Source organism: Gemmobacter sp. 24YEA27 (assembly GCF_030052995.1).
Classification (GTDB): Bacteria; Pseudomonadota; Alphaproteobacteria; order Rhodobacterales; family Rhodobacteraceae; genus Pseudogemmobacter.
This window is the reverse complement of sequence record NZ_JASJPW010000001.1, coordinates 1149174-1173268: the sequence shown is the minus strand read 5'-3', so window position 1 is coordinate 1173268 and position 24095 is coordinate 1149174. Positions and strand designations below refer to the sequence as shown.

Annotated in this window: 20 protein-coding genes and 1 pseudogene; 6 read left to right on the top strand and 15 right to left on the bottom strand. The window is 64.5% G+C overall.

Annotated features, from left to right (window positions below; genetic code table 11):
• Nucleotides 1–5: 5 nt before the first annotated feature.
• Both QNO18_RS05795 and QNO18_RS05790 read right to left on the bottom strand, forming a co-directional pair.
• Nucleotides 6–350, bottom strand: coding sequence for a hypothetical protein (locus QNO18_RS05795; protein ID WP_283176926.1), 345 nt, complete (start codon nucleotides 348–350; stop codon nucleotides 6–8).
• Nucleotides 350–3805, bottom strand: coding sequence for an AAA family ATPase (locus QNO18_RS05790; protein ID WP_283176925.1), 3456 nt, complete (start codon nucleotides 3803–3805; stop codon nucleotides 350–352). Before QNO18_RS05790 ends, QNO18_RS05795 begins: the two co-directional genes overlap by 1 nt.
• Before the next feature lie 244 nt (nucleotides 3806–4049).
• Here QNO18_RS05790 and QNO18_RS05785 point away from each other — a divergent pair, with 244 nt between their 5' ends.
• Genes QNO18_RS05785 through QNO18_RS05775 form a run of 3 tightly spaced genes read left to right on the top strand, consistent with a single transcriptional unit; the run spans nucleotide 4050 to nucleotide 5706 of the window.
• Nucleotides 4050–4442, top strand: a complete 393-nt coding sequence (locus QNO18_RS05785; protein ID WP_283176924.1) for a CidA/LrgA family protein — start codon at nucleotides 4050–4052, stop codon at nucleotides 4440–4442.
• Complete coding sequence (locus tag QNO18_RS05780; RefSeq protein WP_283176923.1) at nucleotides 4439–5146, top strand: LrgB family protein; 708 nt, start codon at nucleotides 4439–4441, stop codon at nucleotides 5144–5146. The genes QNO18_RS05785 and QNO18_RS05780 overlap by 4 nt, the downstream gene beginning before the upstream one ends.
• 20 nt (nucleotides 5147–5166) lie before the next feature.
• Nucleotides 5167–5706 carry an NAD(P)H-dependent oxidoreductase gene (locus QNO18_RS05775; RefSeq protein ID WP_283176922.1) on the top strand — a complete coding sequence of 180 codons (540 nt, stop codon included), beginning with the start codon at nucleotides 5167–5169 and terminating at the stop codon, nucleotides 5704–5706.
• 98 nt (nucleotides 5707–5804) lie between these two features.
• Here QNO18_RS05775 and QNO18_RS05770 read toward each other — a convergent pair whose 3' ends face one another.
• The 7 genes and pseudogenes from QNO18_RS05770 to hspQ form a co-directional block, all read right to left on the bottom strand.
• A complete protein-coding gene (locus QNO18_RS05770; RefSeq protein ID WP_283176921.1) occupies nucleotides 5805–7433 on the bottom strand; it encodes an FMN-binding glutamate synthase family protein in 1629 nt (542 codons plus the stop codon).
• A gap of 82 nt (nucleotides 7434–7515) precedes the next feature.
• Nucleotides 7516–8181, bottom strand: a complete 666-nt coding sequence (locus QNO18_RS05765) for a pseudouridine synthase (RefSeq protein ID WP_283176920.1) — start codon at nucleotides 8179–8181, stop codon at nucleotides 7516–7518.
• Nucleotides 8178–9074: a homocysteine S-methyltransferase family protein gene (locus QNO18_RS05760; protein ID WP_283176919.1), complete on the bottom strand. Its 897-nt coding sequence runs from the start codon at nucleotides 9072–9074 to the stop codon at nucleotides 8178–8180. The genes QNO18_RS05765 and QNO18_RS05760 overlap by 4 nt, the downstream gene beginning before the upstream one ends.
• A gap of 93 nt (nucleotides 9075–9167) precedes the next feature.
• The gene (locus tag QNO18_RS25610; protein ID WP_349293836.1) at nucleotides 9168–9818 is read right to left on the bottom strand and encodes a GFA family protein; all 651 of its coding nucleotides are present in this window, start codon (nucleotides 9816–9818) and stop codon (nucleotides 9168–9170) included.
• Nucleotides 9819–9847: 29 nt separating this feature from the next.
• Nucleotides 9848–10300 (bottom strand): GAF domain-containing protein, encoded by a 453-nt coding sequence (locus QNO18_RS05745; RefSeq protein ID WP_283176918.1) that lies wholly within the window; start codon nucleotides 10298–10300, stop codon nucleotides 9848–9850.
• Between the two features lies 1 nt (nucleotide 10301).
• Nucleotides 10302–11884: pseudogene (locus tag QNO18_RS05740) on the bottom strand (gamma-glutamyltransferase family protein).
• 1303 nt (nucleotides 11885–13187) lie between these two features.
• Nucleotides 13188–13514, bottom strand: a complete 327-nt coding sequence (gene hspQ / locus QNO18_RS05735; RefSeq protein WP_092895227.1) for a heat shock protein HspQ — start codon at nucleotides 13512–13514, stop codon at nucleotides 13188–13190.
• Nucleotides 13515–13735: 221 nt separating this feature from the next.
• Between hspQ and QNO18_RS05730 the strand changes: the two genes are divergently transcribed.
• Nucleotides 13736–14320 (top strand): lytic transglycosylase, encoded by a 585-nt coding sequence (locus QNO18_RS05730; RefSeq protein WP_283176917.1) that lies wholly within the window; start codon nucleotides 13736–13738, stop codon nucleotides 14318–14320.
• 110 nt (nucleotides 14321–14430) lie between these two features.
• Here the strand turns inward: QNO18_RS05730 and QNO18_RS05725 are convergent, their stop codons facing one another.
• On the bottom strand, nucleotides 14431–15045 hold the full coding sequence (locus QNO18_RS05725) for an outer membrane lipoprotein carrier protein LolA (protein WP_283176916.1): 615 nt from the start codon (nucleotides 15043–15045) through the stop codon (nucleotides 14431–14433).
• Between the two features lie 411 nt (nucleotides 15046–15456).
• Here QNO18_RS05725 and QNO18_RS05720 point away from each other — a divergent pair, with 411 nt between their 5' ends.
• Nucleotides 15457–16068: a class I SAM-dependent methyltransferase gene (locus QNO18_RS05720; protein ID WP_283176915.1), complete on the top strand. Its 612-nt coding sequence runs from the start codon at nucleotides 15457–15459 to the stop codon at nucleotides 16066–16068.
• 38 nt (nucleotides 16069–16106) lie between these two features.
• Here QNO18_RS05720 and QNO18_RS05715 read toward each other — a convergent pair whose 3' ends face one another.
• Together QNO18_RS05715 and QNO18_RS05710 are read right to left on the bottom strand one after the other, a co-directional pair.
• Nucleotides 16107–16508, bottom strand: coding sequence for a nuclear transport factor 2 family protein (locus tag QNO18_RS05715; protein WP_249496420.1), 402 nt, complete (start codon nucleotides 16506–16508; stop codon nucleotides 16107–16109).
• 104 nt (nucleotides 16509–16612) lie between these two features.
• Nucleotides 16613–17470, bottom strand: a complete 858-nt coding sequence (locus tag QNO18_RS05710; protein WP_283176914.1) for an SDR family oxidoreductase — start codon at nucleotides 17468–17470, stop codon at nucleotides 16613–16615.
• Between the two features lie 99 nt (nucleotides 17471–17569).
• Between QNO18_RS05710 and QNO18_RS05705 the strand changes: the two genes are divergently transcribed.
• Nucleotides 17570–17995 (top strand): helix-turn-helix domain-containing protein, encoded by a 426-nt coding sequence (locus QNO18_RS05705; RefSeq protein ID WP_283176913.1) that lies wholly within the window; start codon nucleotides 17570–17572, stop codon nucleotides 17993–17995.
• A gap of 96 nt (nucleotides 17996–18091) precedes the next feature.
• On the opposite strand, the gene QNO18_RS05700 is transcribed toward QNO18_RS05705, so the two are convergent.
• The 3 genes from QNO18_RS05700 to QNO18_RS05690 form a co-directional block, all read right to left on the bottom strand.
• Entirely contained in the window at nucleotides 18092–21415 is a 3324-nt protein-coding gene (locus QNO18_RS05700; protein WP_283176912.1) for a DNA translocase FtsK, read from the bottom strand.
• 15 nt (nucleotides 21416–21430) lie between these two features.
• Nucleotides 21431–22609, bottom strand: coding sequence for an aminotransferase class I/II-fold pyridoxal phosphate-dependent enzyme (locus tag QNO18_RS05695; RefSeq protein WP_283176911.1), 1179 nt, complete (start codon nucleotides 22607–22609; stop codon nucleotides 21431–21433).
• A 147-nt stretch (nucleotides 22610–22756) separates the two neighbouring features.
• Complete coding sequence (locus tag QNO18_RS05690) at nucleotides 22757–24088, bottom strand: amidase family protein (RefSeq protein WP_283176910.1); 1332 nt, start codon at nucleotides 24086–24088, stop codon at nucleotides 22757–22759.
• Nucleotides 24089–24095: the final 7 nt, after the last annotated feature.

Sequence of the window (24095 nt, the reverse complement as noted above, 5' to 3'; positions counted from 1 at the left end):
GGGGCCTACATCCCCTCGCCCCGCGCGCGTTGGGCGCGGCGGAAGCTGAGGCAGGTCTGGACCATATCGTCAGCGGCTTTGGCCCAGATGTCGAGATCGGCGGTGGTCTCCGCCCCCATGCGCAGCCGTGTCTCGCCGCCGGCAAGGTCTAGAAAGGCGCCGGGGTTCTGACTGTTCCAGCGGGCCATCGTGTTCGGGTCGAGCCGCACCGGCCAGAGGAGTGTCAGGATCCAGGCCCCGCCTTCCGGATCGGCGCGAAATTCGGGGCCAGAGGCGGAAAGCCGCGCCCAGATCGTATCGCCATCGGGCTCGATGCCGGGAAAGCCTGCTTTTTCGAGAAGAGACTGCATCAGGCGACAAGCGCCTCGGCTTTGCGCAGATCGACCGAGACCAGCTGGCTGACGCCCTGTTCCTGCATGGTGACCCCGAAAAGCCGGTCCATCCGCGCCATGGTCACCGCATGGTGGGTGATGACGAGGAAGCGGGTCTCGGTGCGGCGGGTCATCTCATCCATCAGGTCGCAGAAGCGGGTGACGTTCGCATCATCAAGCGGCGCATCGACCTCGTCGAGCACGCAGATCGGCGCCGGATTGGCCAGAAAGACCCCGAAGATCAGCGCCAGCGCGGTCAGCGTCTGTTCACCCCCGGAAAGAAGCGACAGCGTCGCAAGGCGCTTGCCGGGCGGCTGGCACATGATCTCCAGCCCGGCTTCCAGCGGATCATCGGATTCGACCAGCACGAGACGGGCCTCGCCACCGCCGAAAAGATGGGTGAAAAGCATAGAGAAATTGCTGTTGACCTGTTCGAACGCCGTCAGCAGGCGTTCGCGGCCTTCCTTGTTCAGCCCCTGGATCCCGGCGCGGAGCTTGCGGACAGCTTCTTCGAGATCGGTTTTCTCGGTCGCAAGCTGTTGATATTCGGCGTCAATCGTTTTCGCATCCTCTTCGGCGCGCAGATTGACGGCGCCAAGCGCCTCGCGCTGGCGTTTCAGGCGCTGCACGTCCTGGTCAAGGCTGTCCGCATCCGGCATCTTCTCGGGATCGGTTTTCAGCGAGGCCAGCAATTCCTGCGGCGTGCGGTCTTCTTCTTCGGCGATACGCTCGGCGGCATGGGCCACGCCTTCGCGGGCGGCATCGAGACGCGCCTCGGCGCGGGCGCGGGTTTCGCGGGCCTCACCGGCAAGGCGCTCGGCATCTCGTTCGGTGATCTGCGCTTCGCGCAGTGTGGTTTCCGCGGCTATCAGCGCGGTCGCGGCCTCGCTGCGGCGGGCTTCGGCCTCAAGGATCGCATCGCTGAGCTCTTCGCGCCTGGCAGCGATTTCCTCGGGAACCTCACTGGCCTCGGCCAGCTCCTCCTCGGCCTCGGCGCGGCGCTCGGTCAGCTCCTGGCTGCGCTTGCCGGCGGTCTCAAGCCGGTGATTCCAGCCGGACAATTCCTTCTGCGCCTCCTGGCGGCGACGCACCCGCGCCTCGCCCTCGCGGCGCAGCTCATCATGGCCCGAGCGCCGGGTCATCATGGTGATACGCGCCGCCTCGACCGTCATCCGCGTGGTCTCGACCGCCTCGCGCGCCTGGTCGAGATCGGGCAGATCCGCCATGCCGGTCTCGGCCTCGCGCAGCCGGGCGCGGGCGGCCATAGCGTCATCCTCATAGCGCGCAACCGAGATCCGCGCAGCCTCAAGCCGGCCGGTGGCAAGCGTGCGCTCGGCCTCGGATTTCGACAGCGCGCGGTCGGCCTCGGCAAGGCGCTGATCGGCGGAACGGCGGGCCTCCCGCGCCATCTGATCGGCGCGGGCGAGGTCCTGGAGCCGGGTTTGCAGCACCTCATGCGCCTGGGCTGCGCCCTCGGCCCGGGCGCTCGCCTCCTCAAGATCCTGCTTCAGCCGTTGCAGCCGGTTCAGTTGCTGCAACCTGAGCGCCGCGGCTGAAGGCGCATCCTCGGCGCCCGAACGGTAGCCGTCCCACCGCCAGAGATCCCCTTCAAGGCTGACGAGACGCTGGCCCGGTTTCAGATCCGCCTGCAGCCGGAACCCGTCTTCGCGGCTGACCACGCCGATCTGGCCCAGACGGCGCGCCAGCACTGCCGGCGCCTCGACGCGCGTGCCCAGAGCCGCAGCCCCCGCCGGCAGCGGCTGCGGCGTGATATAGGGATCAAGCAGGCCCCAGCCAGTGCGCTCTCCCGCTGCAATTTCCGGCGCGCGCAGGTCATCCGACAAAGCCGCGCCAAGTGCCTTTTCATATCCCGGTTCGACCACCAGACGGTCCAGAAGCTGATGTCCGGCCTGGGCCTCACGATCAACGAGCTTTGCCAGAGCCGCGCGTTCGGCGCGCAGCGCATTGGCCTCGCCCTCGGCCCCCGAGCGCGCGGTGCGGGCCTCGGCCTCGCGCGACTGCGCCTCGGCGCGCGCCACTTCGGCCAGTTCCAGCGCGGCCTCGGTCTGTTCCGTCAGCTCTGCCGCCGCCTCGCGCGCTTCTTCGGCGACCTCGAAAGCCTCACCGGCCCCGGCCAGGGTTTTCTCGGCCCCCGCGACTGCATCGCGGGCCCGCAGCGCCTCGGCCTCGGCGCGGTCGACCGCAGACCGGCTTTCCTGCACCAGCCGCGTGGCCGACTGATGCCGCGCCGCCAGCCGCGCCGAATCCTCGGTCGCCTCGGACATCAAAGTCTCGCGGTCCGTCAGGATCGCCCCCGCCTCACGCGCCGCCTCGACTGCCTCGGCGAGGCGCTCGTCATGGCCCTCATGCGCCTTTACGATCTGGTCGATTTCCCATTGCAGCCGCTGGATCACCTCGCCCGCATCACGGTTCAGCCCCGCCTCGCGTTCGATATCATTGCCGAGCTGGCCGATCCGGCCTTGCAGGGTCTGGATCCGGGCAAGCGCCTGTCTCTCCTGATCGCCAAGCGCGTCGCGTTGCAACATGAGGCGCTGCAGGATCGCCGCCGCCACCGCTTCTTCCTCGCGCCGCGCAGGCAGCCCCTCTTCCGCCGCCTCACGTGCTTTGGTGCCGTCACGCGCCGCCATCTCGGCGCGGCCCTGCGCGATCAGCCGGTCGCGCAGCGCGCCTTCCGCCTCGCCCCGCGCCAGATCCGCCTCGCGCCAGCGCCGGTATAAAAGCATGCCTTCCGATTGCCGCAGCTCATCGGAAATCTCGCGGTAGCGCGCGGCCTGGCGGGCCTGGCGGGTCAGCACCGAAAGCTGTTGAGCCAGCTGTTCCAGCACGTCATCGACCCGGGTCAGGTTGGTCTCGGTGCCGGTCAGCTTCAGCTCCGCCTCATGGCGGCGGGCATAAAGGCCCGAGATCCCGGCCGCCTCTTCCAGCACCCGGCGCCGCGCCTTCGGTTTCGCATTGATCAGTTCGGAAATCTGGCCCTGCCGCACCAGCGCCGGGCTGTGCGACCCGGTCGAGGCATCGGCGAACAGCATCTGTACATCACGCGCCCGCACGTCTTTCGAATTCGCCTTGTAGGCCGAACCGGCATCCCGGGTGATACGCCGCACGATCTCGATCGTATCGCTGTCATTGAACCCCGAAGGCGCCAGCCGGTCGGCATTGTCGAGCACCAGCGAGACTTCGGCAAAGTTGCGCGCGCCCCGTGTCGCCGCCCCGTTGAAGATCACGTCATCCATGCCCGACCCGCGCATCGCGGTCGGACGGTTCTCGCCCATGACCCAGCGAAGCGCTTCCAGCAGATTGGATTTGCCGCAGCCATTTGGCCCGACCACGCCTGTCAGCCCCTCATGGATCACCAGATCCGTGGGGTCGACAAAGCTTTTGAAACCGTTGAGCCTGAGTTTACTGAAGCGCAAGCCGCGCCCTCACGAGTCGTTGTTCTGTTTTGGCCGGACATGCTCGGAATTTGAGCAGGCAAGGTCAATGCATGTCGCGGCGATAAGCCGGATTTCCCGGGGTTATCCCCATAAAAGACGCATCCCTGCGGCAAAGCATCGGGGCGCTGCGCGAAAACATGGCGGCCCTGACCATTTCGCCACTGGTTCCCGGCCCCGCAAAATCGCAGCATAGCAAAGGCCCCTCACCCCGGAAACAAGATCCATGGTCCCGCCCACCATCCTCGCCATCCTCGCCATCCTCGCCTGCCAGCTGACCGGAGAAGTCATCTCCCAGGCCAGCCATCTGCCAATCCCGGGCCCCGTCCTTGGCATGGCGCTGATGCTGGCCGGGCTGATCACCTCCGAGCGGCTGCGCGACGTCGTCCGGCCCATGGCGGGGACGATCCTCGGCAATCTGCTTTTGCTCTTCGTGCCGGCAGGCGTAGGTGCGATGTTGCAGCTCGGCAGCCTCGGAGGGAATACGCTGCCGCTTTTGCTGGCCATCGTGGTCTCGGCGCTGGCGGCGATTGCGGTGGCGGCATTGACCTTCGTGCTGGTGGCACGGCTGACCGGAGATGTCAGCGGCAAAGAAGACAGCAAGGAGGGCAGCCTGTGACCGATATCTGGACCTATCTCGCCCGCGATCCGCTTTTGTGGCTGTCGATGACGGTGGCGGCCTATGCTTTCGGTCTCGTGGTGTTCAATTACACCGGACGGATGCCCGCCCTCAACCCGGCCATTGTCGCGATGGCGACACTGTCGCTTGTGCTGCTGACGACCGGCACCAGTTTCGAGACCTATTTCGAGGGCGCGCAATTCGTCCATTTCCTGCTGGGCCCGGCGACGGTCTGCCTTGCCCTGCCGCTCTATGACAATCTCGCCCGGGTCCGTCGCGCCGCGCTGCCGATTCTGACCGCGCTGCTGGCGGGCTCGGTCACGGCGATCCTGACCGCACTGCTGATTGCCCATGCTTTCGGGGTCGGGCCAGAGCTTCTTGCGGCGCTGGCGCCGAAATCCGCGACCGCCGCTGTGGCGCTTGGTATTGCCGAGCAAAGCGGCGGCTCCCCCACCCAGGCGGCACTGATGGTCTTCCTGACCGGGCTTTGCGGCGCGGCCTGTGCGACCCCGCTGCTGAATGCCCTGCGGATCCGCGACTGGCGCGCCCGCGGCTTTGCCACCGGCCTCGCGGCGCATGGGTTCGGCACGGCGCGCGCCTTCCATGTCAACCCGACCGCCGGCGCCTTCGCCGGGCTCGGCATGGGGCTGAACGCGCTGATGACCGCGATCCTCGCCCCGCTCCTTTTGCGCCTTTTCGTCTGATCCCTGTTCCGGAGACCGATATGACCAGCCTCACCCTTCTCGGCATTGCCGGAGCCCTCCGCCAGGGATCGACCAACCGGAAGCTCCTGCGCGAGGCCCGCGCAGCCTTCGGCCCGGCCCGCCAGCTCGAGGCCGACCTGAACCTGCCCCTTTATGACGGCGATCTTGAAAGCACTGAGGGCTACCCCGCCGGTGTCACCCGGCTTTACGACCAGATCGCTGAAGCGGATGCCGTGGTGATCTCGACCCCGGAATATAACAAAGCCCCGCCCGGCCTGCTGAAAAATGCCCTCGACTGGGTCAGCCGGATCAAAGGCAATCCCTGGGAAGACAAGCCCGTCGCCATCATTTCGGCCGCCGGTGGCCGGGGCGGCGGCGACAGGTCGCAATTCGCGCTGCGCCTGATGCTGACCCCGTTCCAGCCGCGCCTCCTGACCGGGCCCGAACTTCTCGTCGCAGACAGCTCGAACGCCTTCGACGAAGAAGGCCATCTTAAAGACCCGCGCTACCGGAAGGTCCTCGACCAGCTGATGGCCAAACTCCGTGCCGCCGCCAGCTGATTTCATCTGTCCCGAAATATCCTCGGGGGGAGGAAGCGGCCAAAGCCGCTTCCCGGGGGCAGACAGCCCCCCGCCTGACCGCAGCCCCAGATCCCGGCTCAGCCCATCCGCGCGAATGTATCCGCCCTGGACAGCGCCCAGGCCTCGGCAAAAGCCGGGACCGATCCCGGATCCGCCAGCAATTGCCCCGGCTCCAGCTGATCATAAAGCTCGGCAAAGGACCGCACCCGATCCGCATCGGCGCGGCGCAGGAAATGATGTGGCCGCAATTCCGACGGATGCGACAGCCCCGCCGCACCGACCAGTTCGGCCAGCGCGTGCAATGTGCCGCGCTGGAACGAGGTCACCCGTGCCGCCTTATCCGGCACCACGATCGCCCGCGCCCGCGCCGGGTCCTGGGTGGCCACTCCGGTCGGGCAGGCGCCGGTATGGCAGCTCTGGGCCTGGATACAGCCCACCGCGAACATGAAGCCCCGCGCCGCATTGCACCAGTCGGCCCCAAGCGCCATCACCCGCGCCATATCAAAGGCCGAGACGATCTTGCCGCTCGCCCCGAGCCGGACCCGATCCCTCAGCCCCACCCCCAAAAGCGCATTATGGGCGAAACTCAGCCCGTCGCGCAAAGGCGTCCCGATATGGTCCATGAATTCCATCGGTGCCGCACCGGTGCCGCCCTCTTTGCCGTCGATCACGATGAAATCAGGGGTGATACCGGTCTCCAGCATCGCCTTGCAGATCGCCATGAATTCCCAGCGATGCCCGATACAAAGCTTGAAACCTGCCGGTTTCCCCCCCGACAGCTCCCGCATTCTGGCGACGAACTCCAACAGCCCCAGCGGTGTCGAAAAGGCCGAATGCGAGGGCGGCGAGATACAATCCTGGCCCATCGGAATATGACGGATTGCGGCGATCTCGGGGGTGATCTTCGCGGCTGGCAACATACCGCCATGACCCGGCTTGGCGCCCTGGCTCAGCTTCAGCTCAACCATCCGGATCTGCGGATCAGAGGCGCCTTCGGCAAAGCGCACCGGGTCGAAAGAGCCATCGCCGCCGCGCGCCCCGAAATAGCCCGAGCCGAGCTCCCACACGAGATCGCCGCCATTCTCGCGGTGATAGGGCGACACGCCACCCTCACCGGTATCATGATAAAACCCGCCCGCCTTCGCGCCTTTGTTCAGCGCGAGGATCGCGTTTGACGACAAAGAGCCATAGCTCATCGCCGAGATGTTCAGCAGGCTGGCCGAATATGGTTTCGCACAGCTGCCGCCGATCAGAACCCGCAATTCCTCATGCGTGACAGGGGGTTTTGGCGCCACCGAATGATGCAGCCATTCATATTGTTCTTTATAAACATCGTATTGCGTGCCGAAAGGCCGGGTCTCCAGCTCTTTCTTGGCGCGCTGATAGACGATGGCGCGTTTGTCACGGGCAAAGGGCGTGCCGTCCTTGTCATCCTCGAAGAAATACTGCCGGATCTCCGGGCGGATCCCCTCAAACAGGAAACGCAGCCGCGCCGCCACCGGATAATTGCGCAATACCGCATGGCGCTTTTGGGTGATGTCGCGCAGCCCGAGCAGGACAAGGGTCAGCGCCCCCCCTGCCAGCACCAGAAACATCCAGCGCCAGGATGGGATCAGCAATGACAGCCCGATAAGCGGCAGGAAGAGGATCGCGGGCCAGGTCAGCAGGGCATAGCGAACCTGAAACAGGGCGGGACTGACGTTCATCGCTGGCTCCGAAAGCGTAACTGCCGCAGCATTAGCCACGGATTTTGACATAGGGTTAACAGAACAACCGTGCGGTACCGGTTCAGAACGGCACCGGGGCCGCGAAATCCATCCATACGCCGGTCGCCGGATGGTGCAGACCCAGCGTTTCCGCATGCAGCATCAGGCGCGGCGCCTCGCGGGCGGGGCCCGCGGCATAGATCGGGTCGCCGAGAATCGGATGGCCCAGCTCCATCATATGTACCCTGAGCTGATGGCTGCGCCCGGTCCGGGGCCAGAGCCGCATCCGCGTCTCGCCGGGGGCGCGGGCCACCACCTCCCAATCGGTCTGGGCGGGGCGGCCCTCCGCGTGATTGACCATCTGGCGCGGCCGGTTCGGCCAATCGGCTGAAAGCGGCAGGTCGATATGGCCGGCCTCGCCGTCAACCTCGCCATATACCCTTGCGATATATGACTTCTTCGCACGGCGCTTTTCGAATTCCTGGCCCAGAAACCCCTGGGCGATCCTGGTGCGCGCAAAAATCATCACGCCCGATGTATCGCAATCCAGACGGTGCACCAGCAGGGCATCCCAATATTCCGCCTGCAGCCGCGAGACGAGGCAATCCTCACGCCCGGCAAGCTTGCCGGGCACCGATAAAAGCCCCGCAGGCTTATCGACGACCAGAATCTGCCGGTCCTCATAAAGAACCGACAGCGCCACATCCGGCGGATCATAGACGAAATCGGGAAGGCTGGAGGCGGTCACAGGATCTCGTGCCCCGCCGCGCGCAGGGCCCCGGCCAGGTGGCGGATATGGGCGGGGCCAACCTCGCAGCAGCCGCCGACGATGGTGGCGCCCTGCCCGATCCAGTCCAGCGCGAAAGCGGTGTATTTCTCCGGGCTCAGATCGTGACGGTGGGTGAGTTCTTTCACCGTCGGCGCGTTCTTCAGGAAATTCCCGGAAATATGTGTAAAGCCATTGGCATAGGCGCCAAAGGGCAGGCCGAAACCCCGGATCACATCCATCGCGGCCCCCATCGCCTCGGGGACAGAGCAATTCGCCAGCACCGCCGCCGGGCGGTATTTCGCGACCAGCGCCGCCAGATCCGCAACCGCCTCGCCCGAGCGCAGCCTCGCCCCGTCATGATCGTCGACAGAAACCGCGAGCCAGACCGGGATCCCGCCCTCTGCCGCCCCGGCCAAAGCGCCTTCGGCAAGGCCCAGCGAGGAAATCGTCTCCAGCAGGATCACATCACAATAGGGCGCCAGCAGCCGCACCTTTTCCGCATAGGCAGCGCGCGACACTGCCACCGGCGGCGTCAGATCGGGGCGGTAACTGGCGCCAAGTGGCCCCATCGACCCCGCGATCATGCCGCGCCCGGCCTCGGCGCGGGCCTCATGCGCTTCGGACAAAGCGCGGGCATGCAGCGCCTGGAACCAGGGCTCCAGCCCGAAGCCCTGCAGCCGGTCGCGCAGCACCGAATAGGTATTGGTGGTCGCAACCGAAGCCCCCGCCGCGAAGTAATCGGCATGGATCTCTTTCACGAGACCCGGATGGTCGATCATCACCCGTGTTGCCCAGAGCGGCGTCGGCTCGTCCCCCGACCGCGCGATCAGCTCCTGGCCCATACCGCCATCCAGCAGCGTGATCTCAGCCATCGTCCCGGGCCCCTTCATCCCAGACCTGCCATTGTGGCAGGTTGTCATCGAGCGTGTAGTAATCGCCCGCTTCGGCCATGAAAATATGTCCGGTCAACCGGCCGCCGGTGGGGCGGTCAAAGGCGCCGGCCTCCATCGAAAAGCTGCCATCTTTGGCGCGAAACCACAGCGAAGAGCCACATTTCGCACAAAAACCACGCCGCCCGCCGCCCGGGTCGCATATTCGCGGGTCTCGCGCGCGGTCCAGGTCACGCTGTCTTCTGCGGCCCAGAAACTGGCGGAGTAATGGCCCGAGAGCTTGCGGCACTGGCCGCAATGGCAGGCACCGACATCCCCCATCGGGCCCGCAACACTGAACGCATTCGCGCCGCAAAGACAGGATCCGTGCAATTCCTCTGCCGGTTGCGACGCGCAGGGCGGGCCCTCCGGCTCGTAATAATCGCCGCGATCTTCCTTATGAATATGGGCGATGGTCTTCAGCCCGGTCGGCCCGTCAAGCGCCCCGGCAGCAAAAGAGATCCGCGCTTCGCCCTCGGGTTTCCAGAACAGACTGGCGCCACAATCTCGGCAAAACCCGCGTTCCGCCGAAGGCGAGGAGCGATACCAGTCCAGGCCGCGATCTTCGATCAGGTGAAAACGTTCCAGCGGCACCGAGCTTGCCGACCAGTAATGGCCCGAGGTCTTGCGGCACTGGCTGCAATGGCAGGCGACAACCTCGCGCAGCGGAGGATCGGCCTCGAACACCACAGATCCGCAGTGACAGGATCCACGCATTATTCCGCCCTTTCAAAGACTTGCGCCAGAAGCGGGATCAGCCAGTCTTCATCAGCCTGCATAAAGGCCGCTGGCGTGTTACTGTCGAGATCCAGCACCCCAAGAAGCCGCCCTGCCCCGTTGCGGACCGGAATCACAAGCTCCGACCGGGTCGAGGAGGCGCAGGCGATGTGATCCGGGAAAGCATCGACATCGGGAACATTCTGCACCTCGCCCGTGCGTGCCGCCGCCCCGCAAACGCCGCGCGAGAACGGGATCACAAGGCAGCCATGGCCGCCCTGATAAGGGCCGATCTTCAACAGCTCCGGCGCGGTCACGCGGTAGAAACCGGTCCAATCTGACAGCGGATGGCGGGCATGGATCTCGCAGGCCAGCGTCGCCATCAGTGCCACGCTGTCCGTCTCACCATGGGTCAGTGCAAGAATGTCCTTCGTCGCGGTCTCGTAATCCATCTCAATACCCCAAAGCGCAGCCGTCTTTGCGCGGATCCGACCCGCCGGTCAGCACACCATCCTGGCCAATCACAATGGCCTGGGCGCCGCCCAGTGGTTGTTCAGGCGCGACGATCTTATGGCCCAGTTCCGCCAGCCGCGCGCGGGTGGCGTCGGAATAGCCGCGCTCGACCTCCAGCCCGCCCGGCCCTGCGAAAAGGCGCGGCGCGTCGATCGCCTGCTGCAGCTCCATTCCATAGTCGCTGAGATTTGTGATGAGGCGGGCATGGCCGGTCGGCTGATAGGCGCCGCCCATCACACCAAAAGGCATGGTCACACGCCCCTCGCGGCGCAGCATGCCGGGGATGATCGTATGCATCGGCCGCTTGCCCGGCCCGGCTTCGTTCGGATGACCAGGGGTCAGGCTGAAACCCGCGCCCCGGTTCTGGAAGTTGATCCCGAATTTCTGCGAGGCCAGTCCCGAGCCAAACCCCAGAAAATCGAGTAGATCAGCGAGATCGCCATCCGGTCACGATCCACCACCGAGAGGCAGATTGTATCGCGATGCACTGCTTCGGACAGGCGCACAGGATCAGCCATGGCGCGGTTCGGGTCGATCAGCGCGGCCAGACGCGCGCCAGCATCATCGCCGAGGAAGGTGGCAAGCCGCGCCGGATCCATATGCGCGGGATCGGCGATAAAGCGGTTCCTGGCATCATAAGCGAGCTTGGCTGCTTCGGCCTCGATATGCGCGCGCGCGGGCCCGAGCGGGTCCATTGCGGCGAGATCGAAATGCGACAGGATCTTCAGAAGCAATATCGCCGTCGCGCCCTGGCCATTGGGCGGATGTTCGAGCAATTCAATGCCGGAATACTGGCCTGCGACCGGCTCCCCCCAGGTTGCGCTGGTCGCGGCAAGGTCTGCCTCGGTATGGCTGCCGCCAAGCGCGTTCAGCGAGGCGATCATATCCTCTGCGACCTCGCCCTCATAGAACCCGGCGCGGCCTTCGCGGGCGATGCGGCGCATGACCTCGGCCTGGCCGGGGGCGCGGAAGATCTGGCCCGGGCGCGGGGCGCGGCCATCAAGGCTGTAGAATTTCAGCGCATCGCCCTGGAGGATCTTGATATCATCGGCCCAGTCAAACGCGGCGCGGGCCGCGACAGGGATACCATCCTCTGCGTAACCGATTGCGGGGGCGAGGATTTCTTCCAGAGACAGGCGGCCATGCGCGGCATGCAGCCGGCAAAGCGCATCGACGCCTCCTGGCAGCGTGACCGGCTCGATTCCATGGGTCGGGACGGTGTCATGCCCTGCTGCGCGCAACTTTTCGGCGGAATATCCCGCCGGCGCGCGGCCCGATCCGTTCAATGCCAGCACGTCTTCCTGACCGGCAGGCTTGAGCAGGATGAAAGCATCGCCGCCAAGGCCGCACATCTGCGGCTCGGCGATATTTTGCACCATGGCTGCCGCGATGGCAGCATCGACCGCATTGCCGCCGGCCTGCAGGATTGCAATGGCGGTCTGCGAGGCCAGCGGATGCGACGTCGCCGCCATGCCGTTCAAAGCCAGAACTTCCGAGCGGCCGGGTGTTTCAAAATCGCGCATAGTCCCCCTCGTAACCTCCTGTCAGCCTGGTGTCTCCGGCTTCCCGGGCTTTAGGGCCCTGTTTCCGGAGTTATGGCTGGCGGCACGGTGCCACAGCGATCCCGCCTGGGCCAGAGCTGAGGGCGGTCAGAGCCACCCTGAGCCGAATTTAGGGGAGGGCTGCGGCAAAGCCAATCCGCTGAAAAGGCCGAATTGCGGGGGAGGCAAGCGGCGATGGCGGACGAACAGAGGATGTGGTGAGCGTCATAAGAAGATTGAACCCCGGTGCCGGAACTGGGTGGGGGCTGTTGATCCCGGCACCAGGGTGAAGCCTTATGCAGCTACACCTCAATCTATGGGTGCAGGACCTGGCAGTTTTAGGGGGAAATTGCGGCCAAACCGCGTCATTTTAACCCAGGCTAGAACAATGCCCCGGCAAAATCCCTATTGTTCGCAGGTCCCGGTGATATCCAGTCGGTTGGTTCTGCCCCGCCTGGCATAAGCAACGTCGCTGATGATGGCGCGAATCAAGAACCAGCCGAAGCCCTTTCCGGCAGGCTGCCGCATCGGGCAGATTGCCTGCGGGTAAGTCGCCACCGGGCATCGCGCCCCGCGCATCCTCGACCACAAGACAAAGCCGGCCGCTCTCCATCTGCAAAAGCAGTCTGATCCCGCCTTCGCCGCCGCAATTCGCCTGTTCGACGATAGTGTTCAGCACCTCGGCCAACAGGATTTCAGACCGGTCACGGTGACCGGCCCCAAGGCCGCGCAACGGCGACGGCTTTGGCACCCGATCCAGCGCAGCTCGCCCTGAATCCGAATCGGATGGCCTCGTGACCAGGGCAAATCCCGCGCCTCCGGATGTGAAACAGCCCATGCCCGATGCAATCCGCCTTCAGCCATCATGTCGAGGACCTCTGGCCAGATCGGGATGAATGGTGAAAACCGAATCCATGAGAGACAGGCGAAGGACACTTTCAAGGGCGGGGCTTCCGCCGGTTCCCTTGACTGATTTTCGGCTGATTTGGGCCAGCAATTGCGCCAGCAGGTCGGTTTCGGGTTCGGTGAGACAGCCCAGGGCGGGTGGCTTTCGTCCCCGGATGGATCAGCCCCGGATGAACGGCATATCCGACACTGCACATACGCGCATTACAGCCTCCGGCGCCCAGGAGCCGCTCCACCGTAGCTGCTCCTATTCTTGTTCTGATTTCCCCGCCCCTGAAGGCCAGAAATCCTCAGATCACCGGTTCTGTAACGGTCCGATTTCTGAGGAACAGCCCGGCTGGCCTTCACAGACGGCTGGCCCTGACTGCTCTGATCCGCCTCAGTTCAGCTGGAACTGCAGCGGATAGCGCCCGTCCTCGAAATCGCCAAACAGATCGCAGAGATCAGGATGGCCCACCGGCTCGCCGGTATCATCCGGAATCAGGTTCTGTTCCGAGACATAGGCGACGTAATAGCTCTGATCATTCTCGGCGAGAAGATGGTAGAACGGCTGGTCCTTATCAGGCCGGCTTTCCTCGGGAATATTCTCATACCATTCATCGGTATTGGAGAACATCGCATCCACGTCGAAGACCACACCGCGGAAGGTGTGTTTGCGGTGCATCAGCACCTGTCCGATATGATATTTGGCGTGCGTCTTGAGCATCAGTCACAGTCCCCCAAAAAAATTCCTAACGCCGGGAGCGCGCCCTTGTCCACCAGTGAGACCGAATCAAAGGGAAACAGTCTGTGGAATGTATCCTCACAGTTCGCCTTAAACCCGCACGACTTTTGCTCGCGCAGAACTGAACAGAGGCCCCTGCCAACCGGTTTCCACCGGTTGCGGCTTGCGCTATAGTCGCAAAAAACAAGATGCACGAGGGGCAAATGAGCAGGTTTCTCCGTGCGGCGCTGTTGCTTTTGTTGCTTGCCTCCTGCGGGGGCGGAAAAGCGAGCTTTACGGCGCCACGCGAACTCGACAATGCTTGCGCGATCATCCGCGAGCGGCCGCAATATATGCGGGCGATGCAGGCTACCGAACGGAAATGGGGCATCCCCGTCCATGTGCAAATGGCCTCGATCCACCAGGAATCGAAGTTCATCGGCAATGCGCAGACGCCGCATCGCTGGGCGCTCGGGGTGATTCCGATGGGGCGGCAAAGCACGGCCTATGGCTACAGCCAGGCGCTCAATGGCACCTGGGAGGAATATCTCAAGGACCAGGGCGGACGGCGCAAACGCGACGATATCCGCGACGCGACCGATTTCATGGGCTGGTATATGGACGGCTCGGCCCGCCGGCTTGGCATTCCCAAAACCGATGCCGAGAACCAGTATCTCGCCTATCACGAGGGCCGCGCCGGCTTTTCCCGGCAAAGCTATCTGGCCAAGCCCTGGCTGGTTGAAGTGGCCAGAAAGGTTGGCAATCGTGCGGAAATGTATCGCTCCCAGCTGGCGGATTGCCGCCGCTGATCCCGGTGTCCGGGTCGGACAGCTGACCGGTGCATGGCAAAAACGCGAAAAGGCGGGCCATTGCCCGCCTTTTTCCATTCTGTAACCGACAGCTCAGCGGGGCGGGCGGATCAGCCCTTGCGCTTGCTCATTTCGACCGGGATCGAGAAGAGGCTGTCGCCAAGCCTGCCGCCCTTCTTCATCTCGCCAAGGATCACGGTGGTCTGCTGCCCGAGATCATCGGTAATCACCCATTGCCGCAGTTCGGTTGGGCTGCCGGTAAAGACCAGCTCGATCGTGCCATATTCCGGATGTTCCGGATCCTGGGCGGTCACCCTGGTCGAGGTTCCGTCCTCCTTATGGCCGATCACGGTCCGCGCCTTTCCCAGATCAATATTCTGCGCGAGGATCAGGTTCAGCGGCGTGCGGCGCAGCGGGTATTGCTCGGGCGCGGAGTTCGATTTGCCGTCAAAGATCGCGACATTGCCGCCGCTGGCGAGCACCAGCGACCTGTCGGGCGGCGCATATTGAAAACGCACGCGACCGGGGCGACGAATAAACAGCTTGCCCGTCGAGACGGAACCGTCGCCGTTGATCTGGGTGAAATCCGTCTCAACCGTGGACAGGTCGTTCAGGTATTTCGACAGCGTGTTGAGGGAGATCTTGTCCGCAAGGGCGGGCCGGCCGGCCATCACGACAGGCAGAGCAAGGGCGAGCGGGGCGAGAAGCGCGGTGCGACGATCCATAACAACAGTATAACCGCCCGCCCCGCCTGCGGAAATCCCTCTGCAACAATACTCGCGGCTTTGTGCCGGAGCTGTGAGCGGGGTGGTCTGAGCGGCGCGCCCTTTTCCGGATGCAAAGTGCAACCCTGCCTTGCGGCCATGTGTCAGTTACAGGGCGGAAACCGGACCTTGCCGGATTTTCCGCGCAACCTCCGGTCAGGCAGTGCTTTGCCAGAACCGGCGATCCTTTGCCCTGATGCGACATCTGGCGCAGAACCAGACTTGACCTTGCTCAGGTCTCTGACAGAAATCGCGACTGAAAACCGGGCGTCAGGCCGGCGCGGATGATGGGGCAGCATCGGGCTTGCCGCAACAGATCGCACCGGTCAGCGCATATAACAAACCGGGCATGACCAACCAGGAGTCCTCCGCATGAAAGCCGCCGCCGTCACCTCCTCCTATAAACGCTGGGCGCCGGTCTATGATTCCGTCTTTGGGAAATTGCTGCATGAAGGCCGCAACCGCGCCGCCGCCCATGCCACAGCGCGTGGCGGCGACGTGCTGGAGGTGGGGGTCGGCACCGGCCTCGCCTTGCCGCTTTACGGGCCGGGGGTCAAAATCACCGGCATTGATTTCTCCGCCGAAATGCTCGCCCGCGCCGAAAGCAAGGTCGCAGAGCGCGGGCTTAAAAATGTCACGCTGCGGCAGATGGATGCCCAGGCGCTCGACTTCCCGGATGCGTGTTTCGACACAGTGTCGGCGATGCATGTGCTCTCGGTCGTGCCAGATCCCGAACGCGCTTTGTCAGAGATCGCGCGCGTCTGCCGTCCCGGCGCGCATGTGCTGATCACCAATCATTTTGCCGCCGAAAAAGGCGCGCTGAAAGTCGCCGAACGCCTGATCCAGCCGCTGCAGCATCACCTAGGCTGGCAGGCAGATTTCCCGATTGCCCGGGTGCTGGGCGACCCGCGCCTGCGCATGGTGGAACGCCGCCCGCTGCCGCCTATGGGGGTCATGACCTGGCTGGTGCTGGAGCGGGTGTGAGGCAGCCCCCCGGGGGAGAAGGGGGGCCGCCCGGGCCGTCAGCTCACGACCAGGTAAGCGGCCGGATCCGCCGAAGTGGCGAATTCTTCCATCCTGCTGATCAGCCCATCGGTGACGGTGTAAACCTGCACCCATTTATTGGACAATTTGCCCTCGATCCCATCCATGACATAGCTTTCCTCGCCAAGAACCACGACCTGGTCGCCCTGTTCGATAAAGGTCAGCGGGCGGAAATAATCGATCTTCATCGCGGCAAAGCTGGTGCCGAAGAATTTCGCAGCACCGCCTTTTCCCTCGAACCGGACCGAGGGCATTTTCTGCGATCCGTGATGGATCCAGAGCGTCTCCTGCGACACGGTGGCAAGGGCGCCGTCCAGGTCTTTGGCGTTGAAGGCGGTGAACATCCGGTCAACGACGGCGCGTGCAGTGGTCTGGGTCATGGCATCCTCTGTCCTGTCAAACTGGAAACGGGGGTGGATCGGGAGCAGGCCCCCGATCCGGAAAACTGGTCACTCGTTACGGCACTGACTGGTCGGAGCGGGCGTCAGGCAAAGACCGATGCAAGCATCTGATCCAGCGATTTCGGCGCCCGTCCCAAAAGGATCTCAAGATCGCGCGACGCGATGTCATACTGGCCGTCGCGGATATCCCTGATCGTGCCCAGCGTCAGCCAGATCACGAAATCGGGAATGCCGGCGGCGCGCATCCCCGCAGCCAGCGCCTCTTCCGGGATGTCCTGATAACCGACTGCACGGCCAGTCAGGCGCGACAGACCCGCTGCAATATCGGCATAGCTCCAGGCATCGCTGCCGGTGATGTTACAGGTCTTGCCCTCATGCCCCTCGCCCAGCAGAAGGTTCGCCGCCGCCTCGCCCATCTCGGCACGCAAAGCATAGGGCACCCGCCCCGCGCCGCCCGGCAGTGAAATCCCATCGGTCAGCGCCTTTGGCCCGGCGATCTGCGCAATCGCCTCGGCATACATGCCGTTGCGCAGAAAGGTCCATTGCATCCCCGAGGCGCAGATCCGGCCCTCAGTCTCGAAATGGCTGGCCATCAGGTCGCGCACAGCCGAGGTCGCGATGTCGCGGATCGCAAGACCGGTATAGACGATGTGGCGGATCCCCGCGGCCCTTGCCGCCTCGACGACACGGCTTTGCTGCGCGCCACGATCCTGCGACATGGTCGAAATGAACAGAAAGCGACTGATCCCGGCAAAGGCCGGACCGAGGCTATCGGGCGCATCGAAATCCCCCAGGCGCACCTCTATGCCCTGATCGGCGTAGATTTTTGCCTTTTCCGGGTCGCGTGCCAGAACAGCGAACTGCCCCTTCGCCTTGCGGCGCAGCAGCTGGGCTACAACTTCTTTACCAAGCTGGCCGGTTGAACCACCGATCAGGATCATGACACACTCCCTTTGCTGCCCCGCCGGTATAGGGGCCGCAAAAGGTCAAAGAACTATCAACTTGTATAGTGCTGTGCGGCGCATGTGAGGAGCCTCGGGATGAACAGGGTGATCCACCAGATGGAGCTGGAGCCGGAAGATAACGAGCTCTGCAAGAAGGCCTTTGTAATGGCGATCCGCGACGCTCTGAACGTGGTGAGCGGCAAGTGGAAACTGGCGATCATCTGCACATTGCTGAGCGGCCCCAAAGGGTTCGCCGATATCGAGAGGCTGCTGGCGACGATCTCGCCGCGGATGCTCGCGCGCGAATTGCGCGAACTTGAGGTCAATGGCGCGATCACGCGGCCAGACCCGGCGCAACAGGGTCAGGCCAGACAGGGTGTAGCGCAACCAGGCAGGGGCGGCAGATATGAGCTGACACCCTCGGGCAAGGCGCTCGAAAAGGTGGTGTTCATGCTGGCAGACTGGGGCAAGGAACACCGGGTGCTGTCGACCAGCGCTCAGGCCTCTGACCACGGGGTGTAACATCCCGCACGTTTTATCCTGATACAGGCGAGCGGGTGTGGAAAATGAAAACGCCGCGCGGGATTGCGCGGCGTTTTGGTCTGGCTGGCCCGAAGCTCACGTTTCGGGGATCAGGATCTCGCGCTTGCCGACATGGTTTGCGGGCGTCACGACGCTGTTCTCTTCCATCTGCTCGACCAGTCGCGCCGCCTTGTTATAGCCGATGCCCAGTTTGCGCTGGATGTAAGAGGTCGAGCATTTGCGGTCCCGTGCAACAATCGCCACCGCCTGGTCGTAAAGCGCATCCTCGCCATCGGTATTGCCGCCAAGGCCCAGCACCTGGTCGATGTCAGACGCGCTGTCCTCATCCGGGCCTTCCACCACGCCCGACATATAAGACGGCGGGCCAAAGCTCTTGAGGTGGTTGACGATTTCCTCGACTTCCTCATCCGAGACGAAAGGCCCGTGGATCCGCGAGATGCGCTGGCCATTGCCCATGTAAAGCATGTCGCCCTGCCCCAGCAGCTGTTCGGCCCCCATCTCACCAAGGATCGTGCGGCTGTCGATTTTCGACGTCACCTGGAAGGAGATCCGGGTCGGGAAGTTCGCCTTGATCGTGCCGGTGATGACGTCAACCGAAGGCCGCTGCGTCGCCATGATCAGGTGGATGCCGGATGCCCGCGCCATCTGCGCCAGGCGCTGAATACAGGCCTCGATCTCTTTGCCCGCGACCATCATCAGATCGGCCATCTCATCGACCACGACCACGATATAGGGGAAGGGCTGCGGCGCGAATTCGTCGGTCTCGAACACCGGGTCGCCGGTTTCATCGTCAAAGCCGGTCTGGATCGTGCGCTTGAACATCTCGCCCTTGGCCAGCGCCTCGCGGACGCGGCCATTATAGCCCTCGATATTGCGCACGCCCATTTTCGACATGCGGCGATAGCGCTCTTCCATCTCACCCACGACCCATTTCAGCGCAACGACTGCCTTTTTCGGGTCGGTCACAACGGGGCTGAGCAGATGCGGGATGCCGTCATAGACCGAGAGTTCCAGCATCTTCGGGTCGATCATGATCAGCCGGCATTCATCCGGCGTCAGCTTGTACAAGAGCGACAGGATCATCGTGTTGATCGCGACCGATTTCCCCGAACCCGTAGTCCCGGCGATCAGGAGGTGGGGCATCTTGGCAAGGTTTGCCACAATCGGTGCGCCGCCAATGTCTTTGCCCAAAGCCAGCGGCAGGCGTTGCTGCCCGTCGCCGAATTCGCGGCTGGCGAAGATCTCGCGCAGGAAAACCTTTTCGCGGTAGGCATTCGGAAGCTCGATCCCGATGACCGAGCGGCCCGGCACTGTGGAAACCCGTGCCGACAAAGCCGACATCGAGCGCGCGATATCATCGGCCAGACCGATCACACGGCTGGCCTTCAGGCCCGGCGCGGGTTCGAGCTCATACATCGTCACAACCGGGCCCGGGCGGACCGAAACGATCTCGCCCTTGACGCCGTAATCATCCAGCACCGATTCCAGCATGCGGGCGTTTTCTTCCAGCGCCTCATCGGAAAGCTGCTGGCCGGAAGTGCCCGAGGGCGCCGACAGCAAGGCCAGCGGCGGCAGTTCGAAATCCTGATGCGTCTCGTCGAACCGCAGCGAGGGCTGCGCCTCGGCCTGGGCACGGCTTGACTGCAGCACGGCTTTTTTCACCGGCGCCTGCACGATCGGGCGGCGATCCAGCACCGGCGCAAGGCGCGGCGCGGCAACCGGGGCCGGGTCGTAATCGGGTTCATAATCCTCATCGGGCTGCCAGTCATCTTCGGCGGCCTCGTAGACCACAGGTTCGGAAGCGCGGCGCGCCATCAGCGGCGGCTCGACACGGCCGGCATTGGGAACAACAGGCGCGACAACACGCGCCTCTTCCTGCCAGGGCTCGTCACCGAGGGCCTCGCTGCTCCGGACCTCATTGCTCCAGGCCTCATCATCGCTGAATTCGTCCTGGCCATATGCGCGATATTCGTCGGAATAGTCGTAGCCGTTTGCAACCGCCTCATCCCAGGCCAGAGCATCCGTCTCTTCCATCTCACCCGCCTGAGCCAGCGCCTGAGAGGCGGTGAGCGGCGGCTCGGACATGTTTTGCAGGACACGCGGGCGCGTGTCGGCGATCAGCGGCGCCGGACGACGCGGGCGCAGCATCGGCGGCTCAGCACGGCGCGCGGCAATCGCGGCCTGCAACGGGGTCATCGGCGGCCCGGCAGGGACAGCCGCGGCAACCCCGGCAGCACCACGGGCGCGCGCCCGGATCGCATCGGAAATCCGCGCGCGGATACGGTCATCGCCAGGGGCGGCGATGTCATATTGCTCGGCTGGAGGATGCGGTTCGACAAGTTCAGGCTCGGGATCGACGACGCGGCGCATCCGGGCAAGGAAGCCCAGCTTTTCCTTCGGCATTTCCTGGACCGGTGCAACCGGCGCGGAATAACGCTGATCCGCGCGCAGGGTCGCAGGCGCGTTCCACGCCGCACCCGCCGCCAGCGGCGCGGGTTCCGGATCGGCGATCATCGCGGGTTCCGCACGGGGGATATCAGCACGGGCAACATCGGCGCGGCGCACCACGGAATTGCGGCTCTGCATCGGCTGCGGCGCACCGTAGGCCGAACTTTGTGCGGCCTGGCGCGGCTCGTGCCGGGGTTCGTGGCGCGGCTCGTGCCGCGGCGCTACCGGCGCCTCTTTTGCCATCCGGCGGCGTTCCATCATATCGCCCGCCACATGGCGCGCCCGGTCAAGCGCGCCCGAGGCCCCCTTGCCCATAAGCTGCATCAGCATCGAATAGAGCATGACCGAGCCATGCATCAGCACGAGGCGGATCGTCACCAGCTCGGCCCGGCTGAAACCGGTCACGAACAAAAGCGCCGCGATCAGGCCGAAAAAGCTGAGGAAAGACACCACGCGCAGCGAAAACTCAATCGAGCCGGGCACGATGCCAACCAGGGCGCCGACCACGGTATCGCCGAAAAGCCCGCCATATCCAAAGGAATGCGGCCAGCCGGCCGGCACGGTCAGGGTAGAGGCCCAGGCCGAGGCCAGTGCCACACCGCCCACCGCAAAGACGATGCGGCCGATCACCCGATCCGCGCCGCAATGCAGGATAAAGCGCCCACCCCACAACCCAAGGATCAGCGGGATCGACCAGGCGCCCTGCCCGATCAGGATCGTCAGGGTCGACGCCACAGCCGCCCCGAAACGGCCCAGAATATTGCGTGCCGGCTCCTGGGTCGAAACCATCCAGCCCGGATCCTCAGGCGAATAGCTCGACAGCATCAGCATGACCAGAAAAGCGGTCACGACCAGCGCGATGCCGATCAGCTCGCGGCCACGACGCTCCAGCATTGCCTGGGTGCCCTGATCGAGAAGGGGGTCTCGCTGTCTCATCTGAAAGCTCGCCATGCTTTAGCCGTCCCCTCAACCGAACAGGCAGTCACGAAGCTGAACCAGCCCGCGCCGCGTTTCTTCTTCGGGCGCAACAAGCGCCACTCTTACATAGCCCTTGCCCGGGTTCTCGCCCGCGACATCGCGCGAGAGATATTCCCCGGGCAGCACCCGCACCCCGGTTTGTTGCCAGAGCGTCAAGGTTGCCGCCTCGCCGTCCTGCACGGGCAGCCAAAGGAACATACCGCCATCGGGCAGCCGGAAGCCCTGATGACCCGCGAAAACCTCGGCAGCCATGCGGTATTTATTCTGGTAAAGCGCAAGGCTCGCAGCGACATGCGCCTCGTCACGCCAGCAGGCCTCGGCCACCATCTGCAGGGGCAGCGGCAAGGGCGCGCCGGCGAAAGACCGCAACCGGCGGATCCGCGCCATCGACTCCGGCCCGGTCGCAACGAAACCCGAGCGCAGCCCGGGCATGTTCGAGCGTTTGGAAAGCGAATGGAAGACCGCGTATTTCTCGGGATCGGCGCCCTTCTGACCGGCCACATCCAGGAGACCCGGGGGCGGAGCCTCGCGCCAGATCTCGGAATAGCATTCATCGGCGAAGAGGCGGAAATCGTGTTTCTCGGCCAGGTCGAGCAGATCCGCGAGATAGTCACGCGGTGCCACAGCGCCCTGCGGATTGGCGGGCGAACAGATCCAGGCCAGAACGGCGCGGTCCAGAACCTCGGCCGGAAGTGCCGCATAATCAGGCAGAAAGCCCGTAGCGGCGGTGGCGGGAACATAGACCGGCTCGGCGCCCGCAGCCAGCGCGGCCACGGCGTAAACCTGGTAGAACGGGTTCGGCATCAACACCACGGGGCGCTTGCCGTGCTTCATTTCCGGCGCCAGCGCCAGGGCCGCGTTGAACAGCCCTTCGCGCGTGCCGTTCAGCGCCATCAGCCGGTTTTCAGTAATTTCAACGCCGTAGCGGCGCAGGATCCAGCCGGAAATCGCATCGAGCAGCCCAGGCGTTCCGTCATTCGGCGGATAGACCGCAAATCCCCCGACATTCGCTGCGAGGATCCCGGCGACGAAATCGGGCATCGGATGCTTCGGCTCGCCGATGGACATGGCAATCGGTTCGCCGCCCGGAGCGTGCGCATCGAGAAGTTTCCGCAGGCGCGGAAACGCGTAATCCGGCAGGTTCGAAAACCGCTCAGGGAATGCCATAGACTGCCTCTGCCCAGGGTCGTTGATCGCCCCGTTTGACGGTCAGCATAACGCCCTATCCTGCGGCGGTCCAGAATTTATCAACCATCCCCAGGGGGTTAAGGGCATAGATTGTGGCTTTTATGCCCCTGAAACTGCCGGGTCGGTTCAGCCCAATGCGCGCTCTGCCGCCGACCCTACCCTGAGAAGCCGGTCCTCGCCCATGGCGGTGCCAAGAAACTGAATGCCGCAAGAGGGTTGCGAAGTCGGCAGCGTCAGCGCGGCAAGCCCCATCAGATTGCCGATCCTTGTGTTGCGCAGCGCAAGCAGGTTCTCGCCGATGTAATAAGCGCGGTCAGATTGCAGCCGTTCCGCATCGGGCGGCAGGATCGGCGCGGTGGGCGTCAGGATCGCGTCATAGCCCGCCATCCGGTCGCGCCAGAGCGCGCGGATCTCTTCCAGCCGCCGCCAGGCCGCGACATATTCTGCCGCCGTGATGGCCGCACCCGACCGGAAACGTTCCAGGATCGGCGCATACATCTTGCCGGGGGCGGCCTCGATGGTCTCGCGCCAGATCCCCCAGGCCTCGCCGGTGAACAATATCCCCGAAAGCGCCATCGCCTCTTTCAGCTCGGGCAGGTCCACCCGCTCGACCCGGGCCCGCGCCCGGGTCAGCGACGCGCAGGCATCCTGGAAGCCTTTGGCGGGCGCCTCGCGCAGATCGTCCAGCGCCACCGTCTCCAGCACCGCAAAGCGCATACCAGCGACCGCGCTGCCGGTCAGATCCGGGGCGCGCCGCCCTTCCAGCGCGGCAAGCAGCAGCGCGCAATCCTCGACCGAATGGGCCAGCGGGCCGACCGTGTCGAACCGCTCGCATAAAGGCACCACGCCCCGACCCGAGAGCCGCCCCGGGCTGGTTTTCAGCCCCGTCAGATCATTCCAGGCCGCCGGGATCCGCACCGATCCGCCGGTATCCGAACCGATCGCCGCCGGCGCCAGCCCGAAAGCCACCGAGGCCGCCGCCCCCGAAGAAGAGCCCCCCGGCACGGCGCGTTCGTCATTCAGGCAGGGCGGTGTCGCGGTGACCGGGTTCAGCCCCAGCCCGGAAAAAGCCAGTTCCGACATATGGGTCTTGCCCAGACAGACCAGCCCGGAAAGCGTTGCCATTTCAAGGGTTTCCGCATCACGCTCCGGCACACGGCCACGCAGCAGCGCCGATCCGGCTTCGGTCGCTGTGCCGGCGCTGTCGAAATTGTCCTTCCAGCTGACCGGCACCCCGTCAAGCGGTCCCTTGCGAAATCCGGTCCGCGCGCGGTCGGCGGCACCTGTGGCCTCGGACCGGGCCCGCGCCTCGGTCGCGCGGGCATAGATGCGCTTAGACAGCGGGTGGTTCGCGATCTGATCGAGGAACGCCTCGGCCAGTTCGACCGGGTGGATGCGGCCATCGCCGATGCTGCGCCCGAGATCCGCCGCCGTCATATTGAACCAGATGCCGCTCATGTCGCCC

Coding starts and splice junctions, on each gene's coding strand:
- QNO18_RS05795 (WP_283176926.1), bottom strand. CDS start 350: ATGCAGTCTCTTCTCGAAAAAGCAGGCTTTCCCGGCATCGAGCCCGAT.
- QNO18_RS05785 (WP_283176924.1), top strand. CDS start 4,050: ATGGTCCCGCCCACCATCCTCGCCATCCTCGCCATCCTCGCCTGCCAG.
- QNO18_RS05775 (WP_283176922.1), top strand. CDS start 5,167: ATGACCAGCCTCACCCTTCTCGGCATTGCCGGAGCCCTCCGCCAGGGA.
- QNO18_RS05770 (WP_283176921.1), bottom strand. CDS start 7,433: ATGAACGTCAGTCCCGCCCTGTTTCAGGTTCGCTATGCCCTGCTGACC.
- QNO18_RS05760 (WP_283176919.1), bottom strand. CDS start 9,074: ATGGCTGAGATCACGCTGCTGGATGGCGGTATGGGCCAGGAGCTGATC.
- QNO18_RS05745 (WP_283176918.1), bottom strand. CDS start 10,300: ATGGATTACGAGACCGCGACGAAGGACATTCTTGCACTGACCCATGGT.
- hspQ (WP_092895227.1), bottom strand. CDS start 13,514: ATGCTCAAGACGCACGCCAAATATCATATCGGACAGGTGCTGATGCAC.
- QNO18_RS05730 (WP_283176917.1), top strand. CDS start 13,736: ATGAGCAGGTTTCTCCGTGCGGCGCTGTTGCTTTTGTTGCTTGCCTCC.
- QNO18_RS05725 (WP_283176916.1), bottom strand. CDS start 15,045: ATGGATCGTCGCACCGCGCTTCTCGCCCCGCTCGCCCTTGCTCTGCCT.
- QNO18_RS05720 (WP_283176915.1), top strand. CDS start 15,457: ATGAAAGCCGCCGCCGTCACCTCCTCCTATAAACGCTGGGCGCCGGTC.
- QNO18_RS05715 (WP_249496420.1), bottom strand. CDS start 16,508: ATGACCCAGACCACTGCACGCGCCGTCGTTGACCGGATGTTCACCGCC.
- QNO18_RS05710 (WP_283176914.1), bottom strand. CDS start 17,470: ATGATCCTGATCGGTGGTTCAACCGGCCAGCTTGGTAAAGAAGTTGTA.
- QNO18_RS05705 (WP_283176913.1), top strand. CDS start 17,570: ATGAACAGGGTGATCCACCAGATGGAGCTGGAGCCGGAAGATAACGAG.
- QNO18_RS05700 (WP_283176912.1), bottom strand. CDS start 21,415: ATGGCGAGCTTTCAGATGAGACAGCGAGACCCCCTTCTCGATCAGGGC.
- QNO18_RS05695 (WP_283176911.1), bottom strand. CDS start 22,609: ATGGCATTCCCTGAGCGGTTTTCGAACCTGCCGGATTACGCGTTTCCG.
- QNO18_RS05690 (WP_283176910.1), bottom strand. CDS start 24,088: ATGAGCGGCATCTGGTTCAATATGACGGCGGCGGATCTCGGGCGCAGC.